The sequence below is a fragment of the Virgibacillus proomii genome (genome assembly GCF_018916875.1).
Classification (GTDB): Bacteria; Bacillota; Bacilli; order Bacillales; family Amphibacillaceae; genus Virgibacillus; species Virgibacillus proomii_B.
On the sequence record NZ_JAHLNO010000019.1, the window covers coordinates 674,598 to 693,562 of the forward strand.

Sequence of the window (18,965 nt, forward strand, 5' to 3'; positions counted from 1 at the left end):
GGGGGATAACATGTCCTTTGCTTCGGAGATAAAAAAAGAATTAACAACGATAGAGATAGATGAGTGCTGTAAATATGCTGAATTAGCTGCACTGGTCCGTATGAATGGGGCCGTTTCTTTATCAAAGCATAAGTACACATTAGATGTACAAACAGAAAATGCTGCTATTGCCAGACGCATTTATATGTTGATTAAAGCGGCCTATGATGTCCGTGTAGAACTGTTAGTGAGAAAGAAAATGAAGTTAAAAAAGAATAATGTTTATATTGTTCGCCTTAAAGAGGATGTTCGTTCCTTGTTGCTGGATTTACACATTTTACAAGAGCCTCTGAGTTTCACGCGAACTATTTCTAATGAGTTTCTAAAGAACACTTGCTGTAAAAGAGCTTATTTACGAGGTGCATTTTTGGCTGGGGGTTCCATTAATAATCCGGAAACATCTTCTTACCATTTAGAAATTTTTAATTTCTATGGAGAACATAATGATGCGTTATGCGAACTGATTAATGATTTTGGACTGCATGCACGTAAACTGGAACGAAAGAATGGTTATATCGTTTACATCAAAGAAGCAGAAAAGATTACAGAATTTCTTAGTATTGTTGGTGCATATAATGCTCTGTTCAAATTTGAAGACGTTCGTATTTTGCGTGATATGAGAAACTCTGTAAATCGGATTGTTAATTGCGAAACAGCTAATTTAAATAAGACAATCGGTGCGGCATTTAGACAAATTGAGAACATTCAATTAATTGATCGGACCATTGGGCTTGATCAATTGCCAGAGAAACTAAGAGAAATTGCTGTCCTTCGCATTCAGCATCAGGATGTATCTTTAAAAGAACTCGGTGAGTTATTAGAAAGCGGTAAAATATCTAAATCTGGTGTTAATCACCGCTTAAAGAAAATCGATGAATACGCAGAAAGAATTAAAAAGGGAGAACTGTTTACCTAAGCTTTGCTTGTAAAGAAAACCATGATATAATACAGCTACATGATGAGCAATGAATTCGTTTGATATAAAACGTATAAAAAAATATGAGTTTTGACGAAGGAGCCGTTTATGACGGTTCCCTTCAAATAATAACCTATTTGCTAAACGAACTTTGCTTCATTTATAATATAATACGATAATTATGAGAACGCTTTCGCTTATGAGGAGGGATGAGAGAGTTGATTGAGAGACTGATTAAGGTAGAATTGCCGACAGGATTGCAAGCAAGGCCTGCTGCTGAATTTGTCCAAGAAGCAAACCAGTATGTTTCTCATGTGTTTATTGAAAAAAATGGGAAAAAAGTGAATGCGAAGAGTATTATGGGACTGATGAGTATAGCTATAACTGCTGGTGAAGAAATCACTATCATTGCAGACGGAGCGGATGAAGAAAAAGCGATTACTCAATTAACGGATTTCGTTTCCAAAAAATAAATAATTGCCCTTTTCGATCATTTGAAAAGGGCAATTATTTATTTTTATTCAGGTTTACGTTCTAATACTTTATCAATTAAACCGTATTCGGCAGCTTTTTGGGCAGTCATAAAGTTATCACGATCTGTATCACGTTCAATGACTTCTAGCGGTTGTCCAGTCCGATCAGCAAGAATTTCATTGATTTTTTCTTTCATTTGCAAAATTCTGCGTGCATGAATTTCAATGTCCGTTGCTTGACCTTGTGTACCACCAAGCGGCTGATGAATCATTACCTCACTATTTGGTAATGCATAGCGTTTCCCTTTTGCTCCAGCAGTGAGTAAAAACGCTCCCATCGAAGCAGCCATGCCTGTGCAGATGGTTGATACGTCTGACTTGATAAATTGCATCGTATCATAAATAGCCATTCCAGCTGTAATCGATCCACCTGGTGAATTAATATATAGGGAAATATCTTTTTCCGGATCTTCTGCTTCTAAGAATAATAGTTGTGCTACAATAGAGTTTGCTACATTATCGTCAATGGCACTACCAAGCATAATAATACGGTCCTTTAATAAACGTGAATAAATGTCATAGGCGCGTTCACCGCGATTTGTTTGTTCTATAACTGTCGGTATTAAATTCATAAAAATCCTCCTCATCTATTCAAATATCCATCAATTGGATATAATTATCATAACTAATAGGTCAAAAAAGGTCAAACAAAAACATTCGATAAGATGAAAAATACACTTACATTCATTTCCATTTCCCATAAAAATAAACATAAAAATGAAAAAAGGGCTTGTCTAACAGGAAAATAAGGGTTATAATATTCTATGTGTCTTCATTAGAATATAATACTTGCGCCCGTAGCTCAGGGGATAGAGCAACGGTTTCCGGTACCGTGAGTCGGGGGTTCGAATCCCTCCGGGCGTGCTTAATATATCATGCAGTAGGATACTGTTAATTCAACCGGAAAGTTATCGAAAAAGACACAGAAACAAAAAACGCTTCTTTAATTACATCCATGTAATTAAAGAAGCGTTTTTTACGTTCGTATGTGGATGGTGTATTAAAAAAATTCAGTCTCTCCTGTAATTTTTAAAAATAAAAAACGTCTACTCCTGGCTAAGCATTCTTCATTGTATTTATACAACTATTGGTGGAAGAAGTTTTTGTTTATGGCTTTAGAATTACTTTAATACAATCATCCTTTCGGTCATTAAATAAATCATACCCTTTGGCAGCTGCTGCTAAAGGGAGGGAATGGGTAATAATAGATGTTGGATCAATTCGTTCTTGTACGATTTGATCATATAGTTTTTTCATGTATGCTCTTGCTGGTGCTTGCCCCATTTTTAAGGTTACATTTCGAGCAAAAAATGCTCCAAGAGGAAACATATTGTATAATCCGCCATACACTCCTGTAAGTTGAACGGTTCCTGCTTTTCGCACTGCTTTTGTAGCTATTTGGATAGCTCCAAGCGGTCCGCCTTGCAGTCTCAGCTTTTGGCCGACATATTCTAAAGGCGATTTTTTGCCATCCATTCCAACACAATCAATCACAACATCAGCTCCGCCTTTCGTAATTTCTTTTAATGTTTCTCCCATATCACTATCTTTCGTAAAATTGTAGATTTCGCTACCGGTTATTTTTTTGGCATGATTTAAACGATAATCCCAGTAGTCTACTGCAATTACTCGCTCAGCACCTTTATTCCATGCAAATTGTTGTACCATGATTCCTACTGGCCCACAGCCTAATACAATAACAGTATCTTTCGGCTTGACGTTAGCATGTTCCACACTCCAGTAGGCGGTTGGTAATACATCAGATAAAAATAATAGCTTTTCATCCTCTAGCTCACAGTCTTCCGGAATTAAAAATGGTGTATAGTTACCAAAAGGAACTCTTAAATATTCGGCTTGGCCTCCTGGATAATTACCGAGCTTTTCCGAGTAGCCAAAGAAACCTCCTGCGTCGTAATGTGGATTAGAATTATCACATTGGCTTTCCAAATGCTGATTACAATATTGACAGCTGCCACAAGCGACGGTGAAGGGGATAACAACACGATCTCCCTTTTTAACCTTTGTGACGTCTTTACCAACTTCTTCAACAATCCCCATCGGTTCATGACCAATGACATAATCAATTGGCAATGGGAAATGCCCTTGATATAAATGAAGATCGGAGCCACATATTGCTGTAGAAGAAATTTTTACAATAATATCTTCACTATCCTGAAGCTTCGGGAATTCAATCGACTTAACAACTATTTTTTGCTTTCCTTGGTACGTAACTGCTTTCATTTTTTTCCTCCAAACTGACTATTCATCGTGTTTAGTATGGAATGAATAATTAAAAAAATGTAGCCTTTATTGATGTTAGAAATGTCAGATGGAATGAGGGGAGATTAATTCTCAGTAAAAACTTGAAGTGGTACTAATTTTCCAAAAATAAGTACTTCCGCGGGATGAAGTCCCACATTAGCTATTTTTTATATTGTTTTGGGTAACCTAATATGGGTGATAATTATGAAAGCAACGGAGATAGAAAGTAAACAATTTGATAAAGCACTAGATACCTTTATTGAACTATATAATAATTTGGAAGCAGATGTACCGGTTATTCAATTTAGCAATGATGTTCTGCAGCAGATTGAGCAAGCCAAACAAGCTTATGGGAATGATGTCATCGATGAAAAAATTAACATCGTTATCCGAGAATTATTGTCTTGGTTAGATCTAACTCATCAAAAAGATCAATAACCTTAAAGAAGACTGGTGATAAACTTTAGCGCAGTCGACTACCTAGTTATACTTATACTTTTGACATAAAGATTTTCGCTAAGTCGTGATAACTTCTGCGCAAAAATTTTATGTTTTTCTTATGATAGTAATAAGCCTATGCCTCAAGCGGCTTTTGATTTTTTCGTGCTAAAACGACTAATTTGTATAAGAACAAGTGGAAACATGCAGAAATTCCCAGTAAAAAACGCACCTATGTTCGTGTTTTTTGTGGTATAATGAGAACAAACGTTCTTAGAGGAGGCTATATTCATGAAAGGGATTCTTCATTGGTCGATGGTAAGTAAGCAAAAACTTGTACTATTTTATATGGATAATAATGGTCAAGTTACACAACGGCTAATACGAGTGATTGATATAGGTGAAAACTCAATATTAGCGTATTGTTTCTATCGAAAACAAGTTCGACGATTTAATTATAGCAATATTCTCTCCTGTGGACGATTTAAGAGAAAGGAAAGTGCATAAAGTGCGAGTAAATGATCGTGGCTCTATCAAGTGGACAGCGATGATGCTGCCAGAGCATGCAGAGCTATTAACGAAAATGTGGGAAAAATTAGAGAAAAAAAATATGCCTTTGCTGGATGAACAAAAGTTGGTAGAGATGGATGCTCAACTGCAATTAGCTATTTGCAACAATCTTACCGTTGAAGTTAAACATTATAATGGACGTGACTATTTAACAAGTAAAGGAAAACTGAAATACATTACGAAAGACATGCTATATTTGGATACAGATATTAAAATTAAACGCCAGCATGTTTTAGATGTATGGATTGATTAAAATCGGTATTTGATTGTAAAAAGTTTAGAGATTGTATGTTCATGTAGTCGGTTCAATGATAGGTACAGTGGAGAGATTTAAACGGAAAAATGAAAGCTGTAAAAATATACAGATGAATTGTTTTATAAAAAAACATTCCGCAGGGGAAGAGGAGTCCCCTACGGAATGAAGCTTCCTTTATTCCGCAGATTGTCTACTTTACCAGTATCCTTATAAAACAAAGTTATTGTATTTTACGAGGCTACCATTCCATTTGAGGCATGGTGCAGGTCATGACAATGAAATAGCCAATTTCCAGGATTATCCGCAAGAAATGCTACCTCTTTTATTTTTTAATCTGTCTACCTTAAGGGGGTATCACACAACCTCGAACGGTAATCTCTAATTATATTAAAACAACCATGAAAGCTTTTATGATTTTGCTTGGGGTTCGTAAATATCCCATGCTGTTTTCAATGCATTAACAATGTATTCTGCGGCATCTTCTACCATAAACGCATCTGTTTTTACAGCGGAATGATGTTCTTGATAGATAGCTTTTCTTTCATTGAACAGCTGTTTTATCTCTTCTAAGCTTTTTCCTTGCAGAACCGGTCTGCTATCGATTAATAAGCTAATTCGATCTTTCCACGACTCCCATGATAGATCTAAATAAAAAACGATACATTCTTTCAAGCAAATGTCTCTTATTTCTTTTTGTAGAAAAGCACCGCCACCCAAGGAAATAATTTTAAGTTTTTGCATGCATAAGTCATATATAATTTCTTTTTCCTTTTTTCTGAATTTATCTTCTCCATAGGTTGCAAAAATATCTACGGTGGACATGCCGAAAGCTTCTTCAATGACTTGATCTACATCTATAAAATCACGATATAGCTTAGCAGCTACTGCTTTTCCAATCGAAGTCTTACCGACTCCCATAAAGCCAATTAATACAATACTTTTTTGTCTTAAGGGTGTTTCTTTCGTGCACATAGGTAACCTCTTTCTATTTAACTGCATTTTTTACTCATTATAAGTGATATTCTTATTACTTGCACATTAAATATTAAGCTTTCGTTCTACTATAGGAAAGTATAAAACTTTAGGGTTTATAGTATAAGAAAAACTACAGCTTTCGCTAAAGGCTTGGCGACAAGCTAAGTTTTTCTAAAATTCTATGTTGGCAACATTTCTTATAGCATTTATAATAAGTAGTTAATATGAAAAAGGTGGAGATAAATTTGAACGTTGTTACAGTAAATGGTGTACCTATTGGTAAAGGTATTCCTAAAGTAATCATTCCATTAATGGGAACAACGCTCGAGGAATTAAAATTGGAAATAGCTACCGTAAAACAGGAACAACCCGATATCATTGAGTGGCGGGTTGATGCACTTAACGAAGGCAATAGTATTCATGCGGTGCTTCACGTGCTTTCAGAAATAAAGCCATTACTTGAAGAAGTTCCATTGCTTTTTACATTTCGCTCGTTTAAAGAGGGAGGCGAAAAAAAAACAACGTTAGAATTTTACGATAAACTATTACAGAAGGTTATCGAATCCAACAATATTGATCTTATTGACATTGAATTATTTACAGGAGGCAACGTACACACATTGGTTCAAAAAGCAAAACAGCAGCATATTTCTGTACTTTTATCCAACCATGATTTTAAAACAACTCCTTCTACAGATGAGATGCTATCTCGTTTATTAGCAATGCAAAATGCTGGGGCAGATATTACAAAACTTGCAGTGATGCCCAATAACATGGGCGATGTACTACGGTTATTAACGGTTGCAGAAATGATGAAAACATCACATGCTACGCAACCATTTATAACCATTGCCATGGGTCCATTAGGTGTATTAAGCAGAATTGCCGGCGAATTTGTAGGATCCGCTGCCTCGTTTGGTTCTGGAAAACAAGCTTCAGCTCCAGGACAGATCACGGCAGCGGAACTTAAATACATACTTAAAAAAATTCATATGTATTTACAAGCGTAAAGTATTTACATATCCAATATATTTTTGCTTAGCTTAAGTAGGAAAAGAATAGCGAGAACTTTCTACATGATTGTGAGAAAATGAAAGATCATAGGGGGAATAAAATTGGTAGCAAAAAAGGTTGTCCTCATAACTGGAGCTGCAAGTGGGATCGGTTACGGAATCGGTGTGGAATTTTTAAGACAAAAAGCTTCTGTTGTATTTACGGATGTAGATGAAGCTGGGGTACAAGAAGTTGCTGAAAGCTGGAAGGAAAAAGGTTATGATTGTTTAGGAATTCCATGTGATGTAACAGATGAAACACAATTAAAGGGGGCGCTAGAACAAACCGTTACGTACTACGGAAAACTTGATGTGTTAATTAATAATGCTGGTATACAGCATGTAGCTTCGATTGAAGAGTTTCCTACTGAAAAATTTGAATTAATGACAAAAATCATGCTTGTTGCTCCGTTTGTAGCTATCAAACATGCATTTCCAATAATGAAACAACAAGGAGTAGGAAGAATCATTAATATGTCCTCCATCAATGGGGTCATTGGTTTTGCCGGTAAAGCAGCGTATAATAGCGCCAAACATGGGTTAATCGGCTTAACAAAAGTAGCAGCGCTAGAAGGAGCAGCATATGGTATCACGGTAAACGCGGTTTGTCCTGGATATGTGGATACGCCACTAGTTCGGAATCAGATGGAGGATTTAGCAAGAAATCGAAATGTGCCTTTGGAAAAAGTGCTTGAAGAGGTCATTTATCCATTCGTCCCACAGAAGCGACTATTAACAATACAGGAAATCGCTGATTACACTATCTTTTTAGCTAGTGATAAAGCAAAGGGCGTTACTGGACAAGCTGTTCTAATTGATGGTGGATATACTGCACAATAACTTATATGCAGTAAAAATGTAGCAGTAAGTTTACAAGCGAAACATAATTTTGTGATCGAAATACTTATAATTATTTCGTTTATTTCTAAGCAGCATATAAACATGGGTGGTTTCCAATATATGGATTATTTTTCTTAGCAATTTCATCCTACTAATGCAGAAATTTCGTCAGGGTCCATATAAACATTCTTTATATTATAGGTTGTTCCAAAAGTCGGCAAAATGACAGGATTTGTTCGTATTAAGATAAGCGCAACTCTCGGCAGTCTCCTGATCTTTAAGACTTATCCACTAAGCCTCTTTCTTTCCTGAGGAGAAAAGACCTGCAGAATGAAGTTTCACTTTATCCCGCATGTTAGGTGCCGTAAGACTCCCACTTCAAGAGCCTCGAGTTGATACAAAAGGGTCTAAGTGGGAGAAAATTTTATTTCAATATATAATAAACCGAAAAGAGATAATCGTTAGTTAAGATAAAGTGAAACTTTATTCCGTGGAGCTCTTTTTACACGGAATGTTAGTTGAACGAATCGGGCATTTAGGTGCCCCTGTTATATGAGAAATGGAAGAAAGAAGTTTAAGTAGTTTTTCGGGATTAAATTTGAGAATATTAATAAATAAATTAATATTCTCAAATTTATATTGAAAATTATTAAAAATTGGTTTACGATAAATTACAAAAAAGGAGTTGATTTTATTTGAATGTTCAAAGTAGCTATAAAAGAGGGAATGTTAAACAAGAGCTTCAGGCAGGTAAGCCAGATTATGAAAAAGTAGCTAATAGCAAGTCATTTCAAGAATTACTTGCAAAACGAAAACGTTTCATTGTCCCGTTAACTATTTTCTTTATGGTGTTTTACTTCATGCTTCCTATTTTTACTTCTTATGCTACATTTTTAAACAAGCCAGCAATTGGTGATATTTCTTGGGCATGGCTGTTTGCTTTTGCACAGTTTGTTATGACTTGGGGGATCAGTATTATTTATGTGAAAAAATCAGTACAATTTGATAAAGAAGCAGAGGATATCATCGATAAACAGTTAGGTGGTGAAAATAAATGAATGCAACCGTGATTACATTATTTGTAGCAATTGTTATTGCAACTCTGGTAATTACTTATTATGCTGCCAAGCGGACACAAACAACTGGTGATTTTTATACTGCTGGCGGAGGGCTAACCGGCTGGCAAAATGGACTCGCTATTGCTGGCGATTACTTATCAGCTGCTTCATTTTTAGGGATTGCAGGAGCGATTGCTCTATATGGTTTTGATGGTTTCTTTTACAGCATTGGTTTCTTAATTGCTTATTTAGTAGTTATGTTCCTTGTAGCAGAGCCTTTACGAAATCTAGGTAAGTATACGTTGGCAGATATGATTAGTGCTCGTTTTGATGCAAGAAAAGTACGAGGGATGGCAGCGATCAGTTCCATTACCATTGTTATTTTTTATATGATTGCACAATTGGTAGGGGCAGGCGCACTTATTCAATTATTATTTCATATTGATTATTGGATTGCTGTTTTAATTGTTGGGGTGATGATGACAATTTATGTTCTGTTTGGAGGAATGACAGCTACAAGCTGGGTACAGATCATTAAGGCAGTATTACTAATGGCAGGTACAGTTGTTATCGCCGTTATGGTAATGGCAAAATTCAATTTTAATATGTTGGCTATGTTTAGTGAAATGCGAACGATTACAAGTCATGGAGAGAATTATTTAAAACCAGGTTTACAGTATACGGTACCACTGGATACCATTTCGCTAATGTTAGCTTTAGTATTGGGAACCGCCGGACTGCCACATATTTTAATGCGTTTTTTTACGGTAAAAAATGCAAAGACAGCTAGAAGTTCTGTAGTCACTGCTACATGGATAGTAGGTATTTTTTATATACTTACCATATTTCTGGGCTTTGGCGCAGCAGCTTTTGTTGGTGAAGAAACAATCGTAGCTTCTAATCCAGCAGGTAATATGGCAGCACCCCTATTAGCAGAAGCGTTAGGAGGTAATTTCTTAATGTCTTTTGTATCCGCCGTCGCATTTGCCACCATCCTGGCTGTCGTTGCCGGATTGGTTTTATCTGGAGCTTCAGCTTTCGCACATGATATTTACGGACAAATTATTAGAAAAGGAAAGGCTACTGATAGAGAGCAAATGCTTGCCGCTCGTTATGCTTCCTTAGGAGTTTCGATATTTTCCATCATACTAGCACTATTCGCCCAAACGATGAATGTTGCTTTTCTTGTTTCGTTAGCGTTTTGTGTGGCTGCAAGTGCCAACTTACCAGTTATTTTGTATACTATTTATTGGAAGCGCTTTAATACAACTGGAGCAGTAACAGCTATGGCTTTTGGACTACTTTCATCGTTAATTTTAGTATCCATCAGCCCAAATGTGTTTTCACCAGTGGACGGTAAAGCAATTTTTGTTGGTGCTCCGATATTTCCATTAACGAACCCAGCAATTATTTCCGTACCGTTAGGATTTTTAGGGGGGTATCTAGGGACGCTATTGTCCAAAGAAAAAGATGTACGCCAATTTGCAGAAGTTCAAGTAAAAGCAAATACAGGATACCGAGAATAAATTACTCTTAGCAGAATTAAAGGTAGATAGCTTGGCGAGCTAGTTTATCTGCGTGTTTATTTTGTTTTTCGGGTATCCATTTAATGAAAAAATACGGAAAATGAGAAGAATGCTTATTTATTGCTGATAATAGCGGCATATACTTCTCATTTTTTGTATAATTTTTTTCTATTGCGTCTACTACCAATTGCGAATCGGAACGAAAAGCTAATATTTCATCAGGAAACTTTTCTTTACATACAATTAGAGCGTGGATAACTGCATAAAACTCTGCTTCATGATTAGAAAGAATGCCTAATGAAAAAGCATACTCATAATAGTTTTTTCCTTGTTTAATATAAACACCAGCTCCACTTGGACCGGGGTCCCCTGTTGATGCACCATCTGTATATACGGTAATCATTAAACATTCGCTCCCACTACTTATTATCTTATAAATTATAACACAGTAAGAAAAGGCAGCATAAATCAAAGAATAATTATATTAGACGGTGATATCTCTTGTTTTCTATAGTCTGGCACTAACGTCAAACTGCTTCATACCATATGTTGTTTTTGTTATTCCGCTTTTGATGCATATGAAAGAGACCGTTTATCGGTCTTCATTAACTCAAGTGGGAAGTAATTAAGCTAGAAGGATTTATGATTTTGTGGCAAAATAAAAGAAACGGCAGATGAATAGGAGGGTAATCATGAAGTTACAACTTGTAAATGAACAGGTATTACAATGGAAAATGAATCAATCGTTAATGCAATCCATTCAAATACTTCAACTTTCCAGTATGGAATTAATGGAATATATAAAGGAAATGGAAAAAGAAAATCCATTAATTGAAGAAGTAAACTATCATGATGAGATATTCTCATATCGTTCGTCTTCCGACAATGATTCATTAACTCCGGGTGAGATAAATGCCAGCGAGTTAACAATGTATGATCAGCTAAAAAAGCAACTTTATACGCTTCATATCCCAGAAGAATTGAGACCAATTGTTTTATTCGGAATCGACTCCATTAATGAAAGCGGTTACCTAGATATCGATATGTCACTTTGGGGTGAGCAATGTCAGGCAACAGAAGAACAGGTAGAGCAGGCGTTGCATTTCATTCAATCTTTGGAGCCGACAGGTATTGGCGCTAGGTCATTAAGTGAATGTATCAAATTGCAACTTGATATACGAGAAGAGGATGTACCTTTTTTATATGATTTAATGGAAAATCATTTAGAATGGATAGCTGAAGAAAATATTGATCTAATATCCTTGCATTATGACAAAGATCCTTTAAATGTAAAAGATTTACTAGAACAAATCAAGGATTGTCACCCAAAACCGGGTCATTTACTAGATAAAAAGATTGATAACTATGTCATTCCAGAGGCATCGATTTATAAAGAAGACGGCAAGTGGCAATTATCTTTTTATTCATGGTCTTCTCCTAAGATTACGATTAATGAAGATTACTACTCTATAAAAGATATGAATATCGAAAAGCAAACAGCAAATTATATTAAACAAAAACAACATCAAATAGAAATGATTAAGAAAGCGATCGCTTATCGTAGCAGCACCTTAGAACGAGTTATTCAATGTATGCTAGAAAAGCAACTGTTATTTTTTGAACATGGTACCCATATGCTAAAGCCATTAACATTAAAAGACATTGCCGATGAATTGGGACTACATATTTCAACGATAAGTCGAGCGATTTCACATAAATATGTTCAAACACCTACTGGAATAGTACCATTAAACTTTTTTTTGCAATCTGGAATTCAACAAAATAATGGTTCCAAGACAGCAGCAGTTGCTGTCAAACAGCTAATTGCTGAATTGATTGAGAAAGAGGATAAACGAAAGCCTTTATCTGATGAAAAGATTAGAAAAAAACTGGGGACGAATTATGGGATCGAAATAGCTCGACGAACCGTAATGAAATACCGCGAGCAGTTGCATTTACCTTCATCAACAAAAAGAAAGGAGAAATAACTTGCCTACTGTTATTCTATACACAAAAGAATTTTGTCCATTATGCGATGATGCAAAGCTTATGCTAGAAACATTACAAAACAAGTATTCGTATCACATTGAAATTCGTGATATTCATACGAATAATAATTGGTTGGAACAGTATCATCTGCTTATTCCGTGTATCGAGATAAACGATAAGACCTTAGATGCTTCAGAGCTTGATTGGCATACACTTGAACAATTTGTCCAAAGTTATTTAAGCAGATGATAAGGAGTACATAATTTAGCGCCTGCTGTTAAACAGAGGCGCTTAGTTTGTTGATAAGATATATGAAATGAACAAGTATGATATTCTTTACATGTAAAATAGGCAATACAAATCCGAGGTGAGTCATCATAAAAAAAGTTGGATTATTTTCACAGAGTAAACATTTAGAATAAATACGAGTCTACTTCTTAAGAAAACAATCATAAATAAGTTGAATATAATGATCTTTCTGCATAATATGAAAAGGAATTGAGGGAGTGTTCTTCACATAAATGTAACAATCATTTTGGTTGTGAAATTATCCAAATTTGTTATAATGAAAATTGAAAGAAGTACTTATTTTTTTGTAGCTCCCGGGACATAATATTACCATCCGGGATCGAATGTGCCCCGGAAGAAGGAGTCCTTGTTCATGAGAGAATTAATTGATTTACAAAAAAGATTATTGCCTGATGTGTTAGAAATTATGCAACAGCGCTATGCTATTTTACGTAGCATTGATGTTCTCCAGCCAATTGGCAGAAGGGCACTTGCCGAAAACACAAATTTAACCGAACGAAGTGTAAGAAGTGAAATAGAATTCTTGCAAGGACAAGACTTAATTCGAATTACATCTAAAGGTATGTTTATCACAAAAGAGGGAAAATTAATTCTTGAACGATTATCTTCATTTATGAGTGATATTATGGGACTACGTGTTTTAGAAACTAAACTTAGGAATACATTATCTATAAAGCAGGTAATTGTTGTTCCTGGAAACAGTGATAAGCATGAATGGGTTAAACAAGAGATGGGCAAAGCGTGTGTCCATTATTTGAAAACAATGATTGGCGATAAATCAATTATTGCAGTTACTGGTGGTACAACAATGGCAGCAGTAGCTACTATGATGACGCCATTACAACAAAACACTTCGACTCTATTTGTCCCGGCTCGTGGTGGAATCGGTGAAAAGGTAGAAAATCAAGCGAATACAATTGCTGCGGAAATGGCAAGAAAAGCAAATGGTGAATATCGTCTGCTATATGTTCCAGACCCGTTGAGTGAATCAGCTTATCAATCAATTATTCAAGAGCCGATGGTAAATGAAACATTAAAGCAAATAAGAAGTGCAACGATTGTAATGCATGGAATTGGCGATGCTTTAACAATGGCTTACCGCAGAAAAACATCAGAAGTCATTATTAAAAAATTACAGCAGCATGAAGCGGTAAGTGAGGCGTTTGGTTACTATTTTGATGAAAACGGGAATATTGTACATAAGGTACGGACGGTAGGAATTCAACTTGAAGACTTACAACATATCCCTTATGTTATAACGATTGCCGGCGGAAAATCCAAATCACAAGCCATTGCATCGTACTTCAAACGAGGAAAAAGTGATCTGCTCATTACAGATGAAGCAGCAGCAGAGGAGATTTTAAGGGGGATTTAACACCCTTTAAATATAAATTAAATATTTTTTAGGAGGAATATACATGGCAGTAAAAATAGGAATTAATGGTTTTGGAAGAATAGGACGTCTTGTATTTCGTCTTGCTTTACAAAACGATGAAGTAGAAGTGGTAGCAATAAATGACCTCACAGATGCTAACATGCTTGCTCATTTATTAAAGTATGACTCTATCCATGGAATTTTAGAAGAAGAAGTTTCTGTAAATGGTTCAAATATTGTTGTTGGTGGTAAAGAAATTAAAGTACTTTCTGAAAGTGACCCTGCAAAACTAGGCTGGGGAGATTTAGGTGTAGACATCGTTCTTGAATCTACAGGTAGATTCAGAAAAAGAGAAGACGCTCAAAAACATATTGACGCTGGTGCAAAGAAAGTCATTATTTCCGCACCTGGTCAAAACGAAGATTTAACAATCGTTATGGGTGTTAATGACAAAGAATACGATCCAGCTAAGCATCATGTTGTTTCCAATGCTTCTTGTACGACTAACTGCTTAGCACCATATGCTAAAGTATTACATGATAAATTTGGAATTAAACGTGGTCTAATGACAACTATTCACTCTTATACAAATGACCAACAAATTCTTGATTTACCGCATAAAGACTATCGTCGTGCTCGTGCAGCAGCTCAAAACATCATTCCTACAACAACTGGTGCTGCTAAAGCAGTAGGTAAAGTACTACCAGAATTAAATGGTAAATTAAACGGTGGTGCTGTACGTGTTCCTACTCCGGACGGTTCTTTAGTAGATCTTGTTGCTGAATTAGAGAAAAATGTAACAGCGGAAGAAGTAAATGCTGCATTAAAAGAAGCTGCTGAAGGTGAATTAAAAGGTGTTCTTGAATATAGTGAAGCACCATTAGTATCTTCTGACATTGTTGGTAATACACATTCTTCTATTGTAGACGGACTATCTACACTTGTTCTTGAAGATAACTTAGTTAAAGTTATCTCATGGTACGATAATGAAATGGGTTATTCTGCACGTTGTGTTGATCTAGCCGTATTATTAAATAATAAAGGACTATAAGAAAAAATAGCGGGGGAGGAACATGAACAAATCCTCCTCCGTTTTTCCTTCTCTGGTTTAAATATCTTTTTGAGTTGTAGATCGGAAAATGGGGACCTAGTAGAGTCTATGACTACAACAACTCGGATAGAACTTTTTTAAGAAGTTTCTTTCTAGTCACAGTTTACAGTAGCTTTAGATGATTGTTTCAGATGAAAGTTCTTGGTAATTTTCATCGAGGCAGAGAAGAACTACATATCCTAAAATAGGAGGCAAAGAAAATGAATAAAATGTCAGTTAAAGATCTTGACGTAAAAGGAAAGAAAGTATTTTGCCGTGTTGATTTTAACGTACCAATGAAAGACGGAAAAGTAACTGATGATACAAGAATTAGAGCAGCTCTACCAACTATTGAGTATCTTTCCAATCAAGGTGCAATTACAATTTTAGCTAGCCATCTCGGTCGTCCAAAAGGAAAAGTTGTAGAAGAATTACGTTTAGACCCTGTAGCTAAACGGTTAAGTGATTTAATAGGTAAAGAAATTGTTAAGACCGATGCTGTTTATGGCGAAGAAGTCAATCAAGCAATTGCAAAAGCAAGCGAAGGCGATATTATTTTAATTGAAAATGTTCGTTTCGAAGCTGGAGAAGAAAAGAATGACGAACAGCTGTCTCAAGCATTTGCCGATATGGCAGACTGCTATGTAAATGATGCGTTTGGAGCAGCTCATCGTGCTCATGCTTCAACAACTGGTGTAGCAGAAAAACTTCCTGCAGCGGCTGGCTTCCTAATGGAAAAGGAATTATCCGTATTAGGTCAAGCCTTAGAGAATCCTAAACGTCCATTTACTGCAATTATCGGTGGGGCAAAGGTAAAAGATAAAATTGATGTAATTGATAATTTACTTGAAAAAGTGGATCATCTCATTATCGGTGGTGGTCTAGCCTATACATTTATTAAAGCGCAAGGATACGAAATCGGAAATTCCTTACTGGAAGAAGATAAAATCGACCTTGCTAAACAATTTATGCAAAAAGCAAAAGATAAAGGCGTTGAATTTGTTTTACCTATTGACGTAGTAGTAGCAGATGCATTCAAAGAAGATGCGAATAAAAAAGAAGTAGACATTGATCAAATTCCAGCAGATTGGCAAGCACTAGATATCGGTCCTAAAACAGCTGAAAAGTATGCACAAATTGTAGCTAACTCTAAACTGATCATTTGGAACGGTCCAATGGGTGTATTTGAGATGGACGCTTTTGCCAATGGAACAAAAGCAGTTGCAGAAGCACTAGCTAATACAGAAGGCTACACAGTGATTGGTGGTGGCGATTCAGCTGCAGCAGTGGAGAAATTTGAATTAAGTGATAAAATGGATCATGTATCAACAGGTGGAGGTGCTTCCTTAGAATTTATGGAAGGAAAGACTTTACCAGGTGTTGCTGCATTAACGGATAAATAAAAAATGTATGAGGTGAGACGATGCGCAAAAAAGTAATTGCTGGAAACTGGAAAATGAATAAACTCGCAAAAGAAGCAAATCAATTTGTTGATGAGGTTCTACCAAAATTACCCAATTCGGATCAGGTAGAAGCAATTGTTTGTACGCCATTTCCTTTCCTAGCTAATCTTGTTGATAAAGCGAAAGGTACAAAGTTACAGATTGCTGCTCAAACGATGCACTATGAAAAAAATGGGGCATTCACTGGTGAAGTGAGTCCGGAAATGCTTGCTGATTTAGGTGTAACACATGTTATCATTGGACATTCTGAACGAAGAGAATATTTTAATGAGACAGATGAAACAGTGAATAAAAAAACGCATGCTGCACACCAATATAATTTAACACCAATTGTTTGCGTTGGTGAAACATTAGAACAGCGTGAAGCGAATGAAACGATGAATCATGTGGAAAATCAAGTAACAAAAGCATTAAAAAGCCTAACAGAACAGCAAATAGCACAAACAATTATCGCATATGAGCCTATCTGGGCTATAGGCACAGGAAAAACAGCTTCCAGTGAACAAGCGAATGAAGTCTGTACGCATATTCGCCAAGTTATCGAAAAAATTACATCGAGTGAAATTGCAGAACAGGTAATTGTACAATATGGCGGTAGCGTCAAACCAGCAAATATTAAAGAACTATTGGCTCAATCAGATATTGATGGGGCATTAGTTGGTGGTGCTAGCCTTGAAGCAGACTCGTTCTTGCAATTAGTGGAGGCAGGTGCAAAATAAATGAAACAGGACAAATTAGCGGCTTTAATCATCTTAGATGGTTTTGGTCTTCGTGATGAAGTAAAAGGAAATGCAGTTAAGCAAGCTAATACTCCTAATTTTGACCGTTATTGGAGCCAATGTGCCCATAATCAGCTAAAAGCCTGCGGTGAAGCAGTTGGATTACCAGAAGGCCAAATGGGAAATTCTGAGGTGGGTCACTTAAATATTGGTGCCGGCAGAATTGTTTATCAAAGTTTAACTCGCGTGAACTTGTCGATTAAAGAAGGGGAGTTTTTTGAAAAAGAAGCCTTCATTAAATCGATGCAACATGCGAAGGAAAACAATAAGGCATTGCATGTTTTTGGGTTGCTATCTGACGGAGGAGTGCATAGTCATATCAATCATTTATTTGCTTTATTAAAATTAGCAAAAGACCAAGGTTTAGAAAAGGTATTTATTCATGCATTCCTTGACGGACGTGATGTTGGTCCCAAAACTGCTAAAACTTATATTCAACAAACATTGGATAAGATTAAAGAATATGGAGTCGGTCAATTTGCTACGATTTCCGGACGTTATTATTCCATGGATCGGGACAAGCGATGGGACCGTGTGAAAAAAGCGTATGATGCGATGGTTTATGGTGAAGGTCCAAAATACAAAGATCCATTTGCCGTAGTCGATGATTCTTATGCAAATGAAATCTATGATGAATTTGTCATCCCATCTGTTATTATAGATGAAGCTGGCGAACCGGCTGGAAAAGTCGAAGATGGAGATTCTATCATATTCTATAATTTCCGACCAGACCGAGCAATTCAAATATCCCGTACCTTTGCAGATAAAGACTTTCGTGAATTTGATCGAGGCGACAACGTGCCAAAAAACCTGAATTTTGTTATGCTGACGGACTTTAGTGAAACGGTAGATGGGTATGTAGCTTATGAACCAGTTAATTTAGATAATACCGTTGGTGAGGTCTTATCACAGAACGGTCTGAATCAATTACGAATTGCGGAGACAGAAAAATATCCACATGTTACCTATTTTATGAGTGGTGGAAGAGAAGAAGAGTTTCCAGGGGAAAAACGAATTCTAATTAATTCTCCGAGGGTTGCAACCTATGACCTTAAACCTGAAATGAGCGCTTATGAAGTAACGGACGCGTTGCTTAAAGAGCTTGAATCTGGTGAGCTTAATGCGATTATTTTAAATTTCGCCAATCCAGATATGGTTGGACATTCCGGGAAATTAGAACCAACGATTAAAGCAATTGAAGTAGTTGATGAATGCCTTGGAAAAATAGTTGATAAAATCTTAGAACTTGGTGGTAACGCAATTATCACTGCTGATCATGGAAACTCTGAAGAGGTTGTTACATTAGAAGGAAAACCAATGACAGCTCATACAACTAATCCTGTACCTGTGATCGTAACAAAAGAAAATGTAACATTACGTGATGGAGGTATTTTAGCAGATTTATCTCCGACATTGCTTGACTTATTAGATGTTGAAAAACCAGAAGAAATGACAGGTAGTTCATTAATTAAATAAATTGATTTGATAAAGGAGA

At 36.2% G+C, this 18,965-nt stretch carries 20 protein-coding genes, 1 tRNA gene and 1 pseudogene; 17 read left to right on the forward strand and 5 right to left on the reverse strand.

Annotated elements, in window-relative coordinates:
* Positions 1-10: 10 nt before the first annotated feature.
* Entirely contained in the window at positions 11-955 is a 945-nt protein-coding gene (gene whiA / locus KQI21_RS10385) for a DNA-binding protein WhiA (protein WP_216484101.1), read from the forward strand.
* A 218-nt stretch (positions 956-1,173) separates the two neighbouring features.
* Complete coding sequence (locus tag KQI21_RS10390; protein WP_216484102.1) at positions 1,174-1,428, forward strand: HPr family phosphocarrier protein; 255 nt, start codon at positions 1,174-1,176, stop codon at positions 1,426-1,428.
* Positions 1,429-1,472: 44 nt separating this feature from the next.
* Here the strand turns inward: KQI21_RS10390 and clpP are convergent, their stop codons facing one another.
* Entirely contained in the window at positions 1,473-2,060 is a 588-nt protein-coding gene (gene clpP, locus KQI21_RS10395; RefSeq protein WP_216484103.1) for an ATP-dependent Clp endopeptidase proteolytic subunit ClpP, read from the reverse strand.
* Between the two features lie 219 nt (positions 2,061-2,279).
* Between clpP and KQI21_RS10400 the strand changes: the two genes are divergently transcribed.
* Positions 2,280-2,352, forward strand: a tRNA-Arg gene (locus tag KQI21_RS10400).
* Positions 2,353-2,595: 243 nt separating this feature from the next.
* Here KQI21_RS10400 and KQI21_RS10405 read toward each other — a convergent pair.
* Positions 2,596-3,729: a zinc-dependent alcohol dehydrogenase gene (locus tag KQI21_RS10405; protein ID WP_216484104.1), complete on the reverse strand. Its 1,134-nt coding sequence runs from the start codon at positions 3,727-3,729 to the stop codon at positions 2,596-2,598.
* Positions 3,730-3,954: 225 nt separating this feature from the next.
* On the opposite strand from KQI21_RS10405, the gene KQI21_RS10410 reads away from it, so the two are divergent.
* The 3 genes from KQI21_RS10410 (at position 3,955) to KQI21_RS10420 (ending at position 5,011) form a co-directional block, all read left to right on the forward strand.
* Positions 3,955-4,188 (forward strand): atypical membrane-integrating protein (Mistic protein), encoded by a 234-nt coding sequence (locus KQI21_RS10410; protein WP_216484105.1) that lies wholly within the window; start codon positions 3,955-3,957, stop codon positions 4,186-4,188.
* A 291-nt stretch (positions 4,189-4,479) separates the two neighbouring features.
* On the forward strand, positions 4,480-4,695 hold the full coding sequence (locus tag KQI21_RS10415) for a hypothetical protein (RefSeq protein WP_216484106.1): 216 nt from the start codon (positions 4,480-4,482) through the stop codon (positions 4,693-4,695).
* Positions 4,688-5,011, forward strand: coding sequence for a YolD-like family protein (locus KQI21_RS10420; RefSeq protein ID WP_216484107.1), 324 nt, complete (start codon positions 4,688-4,690; stop codon positions 5,009-5,011). Before KQI21_RS10415 ends, KQI21_RS10420 begins: the two co-directional genes overlap by 8 nt.
* Positions 5,012-5,253: 242 nt before the next feature.
* On the opposite strand, the pseudogene KQI21_RS10425 reads toward KQI21_RS10420, so the two are convergent.
* A pseudogene (locus tag KQI21_RS10425) lies at positions 5,254-5,334 on the reverse strand (multicopper oxidase domain-containing protein); the annotation flags it as partial.
* Positions 5,335-5,422: 88 nt separating this feature from the next.
* Positions 5,423-5,986 carry a shikimate kinase gene (locus KQI21_RS10430; RefSeq protein ID WP_216484108.1) on the reverse strand — a complete coding sequence of 188 codons (564 nt, stop codon included), beginning with the start codon at positions 5,984-5,986 and terminating at the stop codon, positions 5,423-5,425.
* Positions 5,987-6,234: 248 nt separating this feature from the next.
* On the opposite strand from KQI21_RS10430, the gene aroD reads away from it, so the two are divergent.
* From aroD to KQI21_RS10450, 4 genes are all read left to right on the forward strand, one after another.
* On the forward strand, positions 6,235-6,999 hold the full coding sequence (aroD, locus tag KQI21_RS10435; RefSeq protein WP_216484109.1) for a type I 3-dehydroquinate dehydratase: 765 nt from the start codon (positions 6,235-6,237) through the stop codon (positions 6,997-6,999).
* Between the two features lie 105 nt (positions 7,000-7,104).
* Positions 7,105-7,881, forward strand: a complete 777-nt coding sequence (locus tag KQI21_RS10440) for a 3-hydroxybutyrate dehydrogenase (RefSeq protein WP_216484110.1) — start codon at positions 7,105-7,107, stop codon at positions 7,879-7,881.
* A gap of 695 nt (positions 7,882-8,576) precedes the next feature.
* Complete coding sequence (locus tag KQI21_RS10445) at positions 8,577-8,939, forward strand: DUF485 domain-containing protein (protein ID WP_216484111.1); 363 nt, start codon at positions 8,577-8,579, stop codon at positions 8,937-8,939.
* On the forward strand, positions 8,936-10,465 hold the full coding sequence (locus KQI21_RS10450; protein WP_216484112.1) for a solute symporter family protein: 1,530 nt from the start codon (positions 8,936-8,938) through the stop codon (positions 10,463-10,465). Before KQI21_RS10445 ends, KQI21_RS10450 begins: the two co-directional genes overlap by 4 nt.
* Positions 10,466-10,481: 16 nt before the next feature.
* Here the strand turns inward: KQI21_RS10450 and KQI21_RS10455 are convergent, their stop codons facing one another.
* Positions 10,482-10,868, reverse strand: a complete 387-nt coding sequence (locus KQI21_RS10455; RefSeq protein WP_216484113.1) for a ribonuclease HI family protein — start codon at positions 10,866-10,868, stop codon at positions 10,482-10,484.
* Between the two features lie 289 nt (positions 10,869-11,157).
* On the opposite strand from KQI21_RS10455, the gene rpoN reads away from it, so the two are divergent.
* The 7 genes from rpoN to gpmI all read left to right on the forward strand — a co-directional run bounded on the left by rpoN (position 11,158) and on the right by gpmI (position 18,946).
* Positions 11,158-12,453 (forward strand): RNA polymerase factor sigma-54, encoded by a 1,296-nt coding sequence (rpoN, locus tag KQI21_RS10460; RefSeq protein WP_216484114.1) that lies wholly within the window; start codon positions 11,158-11,160, stop codon positions 12,451-12,453.
* 1 nt (position 12,454) lies between these two features.
* Positions 12,455-12,703 carry a glutaredoxin family protein gene (locus KQI21_RS10465; protein WP_216484115.1) on the forward strand — a complete coding sequence of 83 codons (249 nt, stop codon included), beginning with the start codon at positions 12,455-12,457 and terminating at the stop codon, positions 12,701-12,703.
* Between the two features lie 412 nt (positions 12,704-13,115).
* On the forward strand, positions 13,116-14,138 hold the full coding sequence (locus KQI21_RS10470; RefSeq protein ID WP_216484116.1) for a sugar-binding transcriptional regulator: 1,023 nt from the start codon (positions 13,116-13,118) through the stop codon (positions 14,136-14,138).
* 43 nt (positions 14,139-14,181) lie between these two features.
* Positions 14,182-15,189, forward strand: coding sequence for a type I glyceraldehyde-3-phosphate dehydrogenase (gene gap / locus KQI21_RS10475; protein ID WP_216484117.1), 1,008 nt, complete (start codon positions 14,182-14,184; stop codon positions 15,187-15,189).
* Between the two features lie 260 nt (positions 15,190-15,449).
* Complete coding sequence (locus KQI21_RS10480) at positions 15,450-16,631, forward strand: phosphoglycerate kinase (protein ID WP_216484118.1); 1,182 nt, start codon at positions 15,450-15,452, stop codon at positions 16,629-16,631.
* Positions 16,632-16,651: 20 nt separating this feature from the next.
* Positions 16,652-17,410 carry a triose-phosphate isomerase gene (tpiA, locus tag KQI21_RS10485; RefSeq protein WP_216484119.1) on the forward strand — a complete coding sequence of 253 codons (759 nt, stop codon included), beginning with the start codon at positions 16,652-16,654 and terminating at the stop codon, positions 17,408-17,410.
* A complete protein-coding gene (gpmI, locus tag KQI21_RS10490) occupies positions 17,411-18,946 on the forward strand; it encodes a 2,3-bisphosphoglycerate-independent phosphoglycerate mutase (RefSeq protein WP_216484120.1) in 1,536 nt (511 codons plus the stop codon).
* Positions 18,947-18,965 lie beyond the last annotated feature (19 nt).

What these genes read in the sequence shown, in the direction of transcription:
- KQI21_RS10480 (WP_216484118.1), top strand. Translation starts at nt 15,450, where the DNA reads ATGAATAAAATGTCAGTTAAAGATCTTGACGTAAAAGGAAAGAAAGTA.
- KQI21_RS10415 (WP_216484106.1), top strand. Translation starts at nt 4,480, where the DNA reads ATGAAAGGGATTCTTCATTGGTCGATGGTAAGTAAGCAAAAACTTGTA.
- rpoN (WP_216484114.1), top strand. Translation starts at nt 11,158, where the DNA reads ATGAAGTTACAACTTGTAAATGAACAGGTATTACAATGGAAAATGAAT.
- tpiA (WP_216484119.1), top strand. Translation starts at nt 16,652, where the DNA reads ATGCGCAAAAAAGTAATTGCTGGAAACTGGAAAATGAATAAACTCGCA.
- clpP (WP_216484103.1), bottom strand. Translation starts at nt 2,060, where the DNA reads ATGAATTTAATACCGACAGTTATAGAACAAACAAATCGCGGTGAACGC.
- KQI21_RS10450 (WP_216484112.1), top strand. Translation starts at nt 8,936, where the DNA reads ATGAATGCAACCGTGATTACATTATTTGTAGCAATTGTTATTGCAACT.
- KQI21_RS10455 (WP_216484113.1), bottom strand. Translation starts at nt 10,868, where the DNA reads ATGATTACCGTATATACAGATGGTGCATCAACAGGGGACCCCGGTCCA.
- gap (WP_216484117.1), top strand. Translation starts at nt 14,182, where the DNA reads ATGGCAGTAAAAATAGGAATTAATGGTTTTGGAAGAATAGGACGTCTT.
- whiA (WP_216484101.1), top strand. Translation starts at nt 11, where the DNA reads ATGTCCTTTGCTTCGGAGATAAAAAAAGAATTAACAACGATAGAGATA.
- KQI21_RS10470 (WP_216484116.1), top strand. Translation starts at nt 13,116, where the DNA reads ATGAGAGAATTAATTGATTTACAAAAAAGATTATTGCCTGATGTGTTA.
- KQI21_RS10430 (WP_216484108.1), bottom strand. Translation starts at nt 5,986, where the DNA reads ATGTGCACGAAAGAAACACCCTTAAGACAAAAAAGTATTGTATTAATT.
- KQI21_RS10405 (WP_216484104.1), bottom strand. Translation starts at nt 3,729, where the DNA reads ATGAAAGCAGTTACGTACCAAGGAAAGCAAAAAATAGTTGTTAAGTCG.
- gpmI (WP_216484120.1), top strand. Translation starts at nt 17,411, where the DNA reads ATGAAACAGGACAAATTAGCGGCTTTAATCATCTTAGATGGTTTTGGT.
- KQI21_RS10410 (WP_216484105.1), top strand. Translation starts at nt 3,955, where the DNA reads ATGAAAGCAACGGAGATAGAAAGTAAACAATTTGATAAAGCACTAGAT.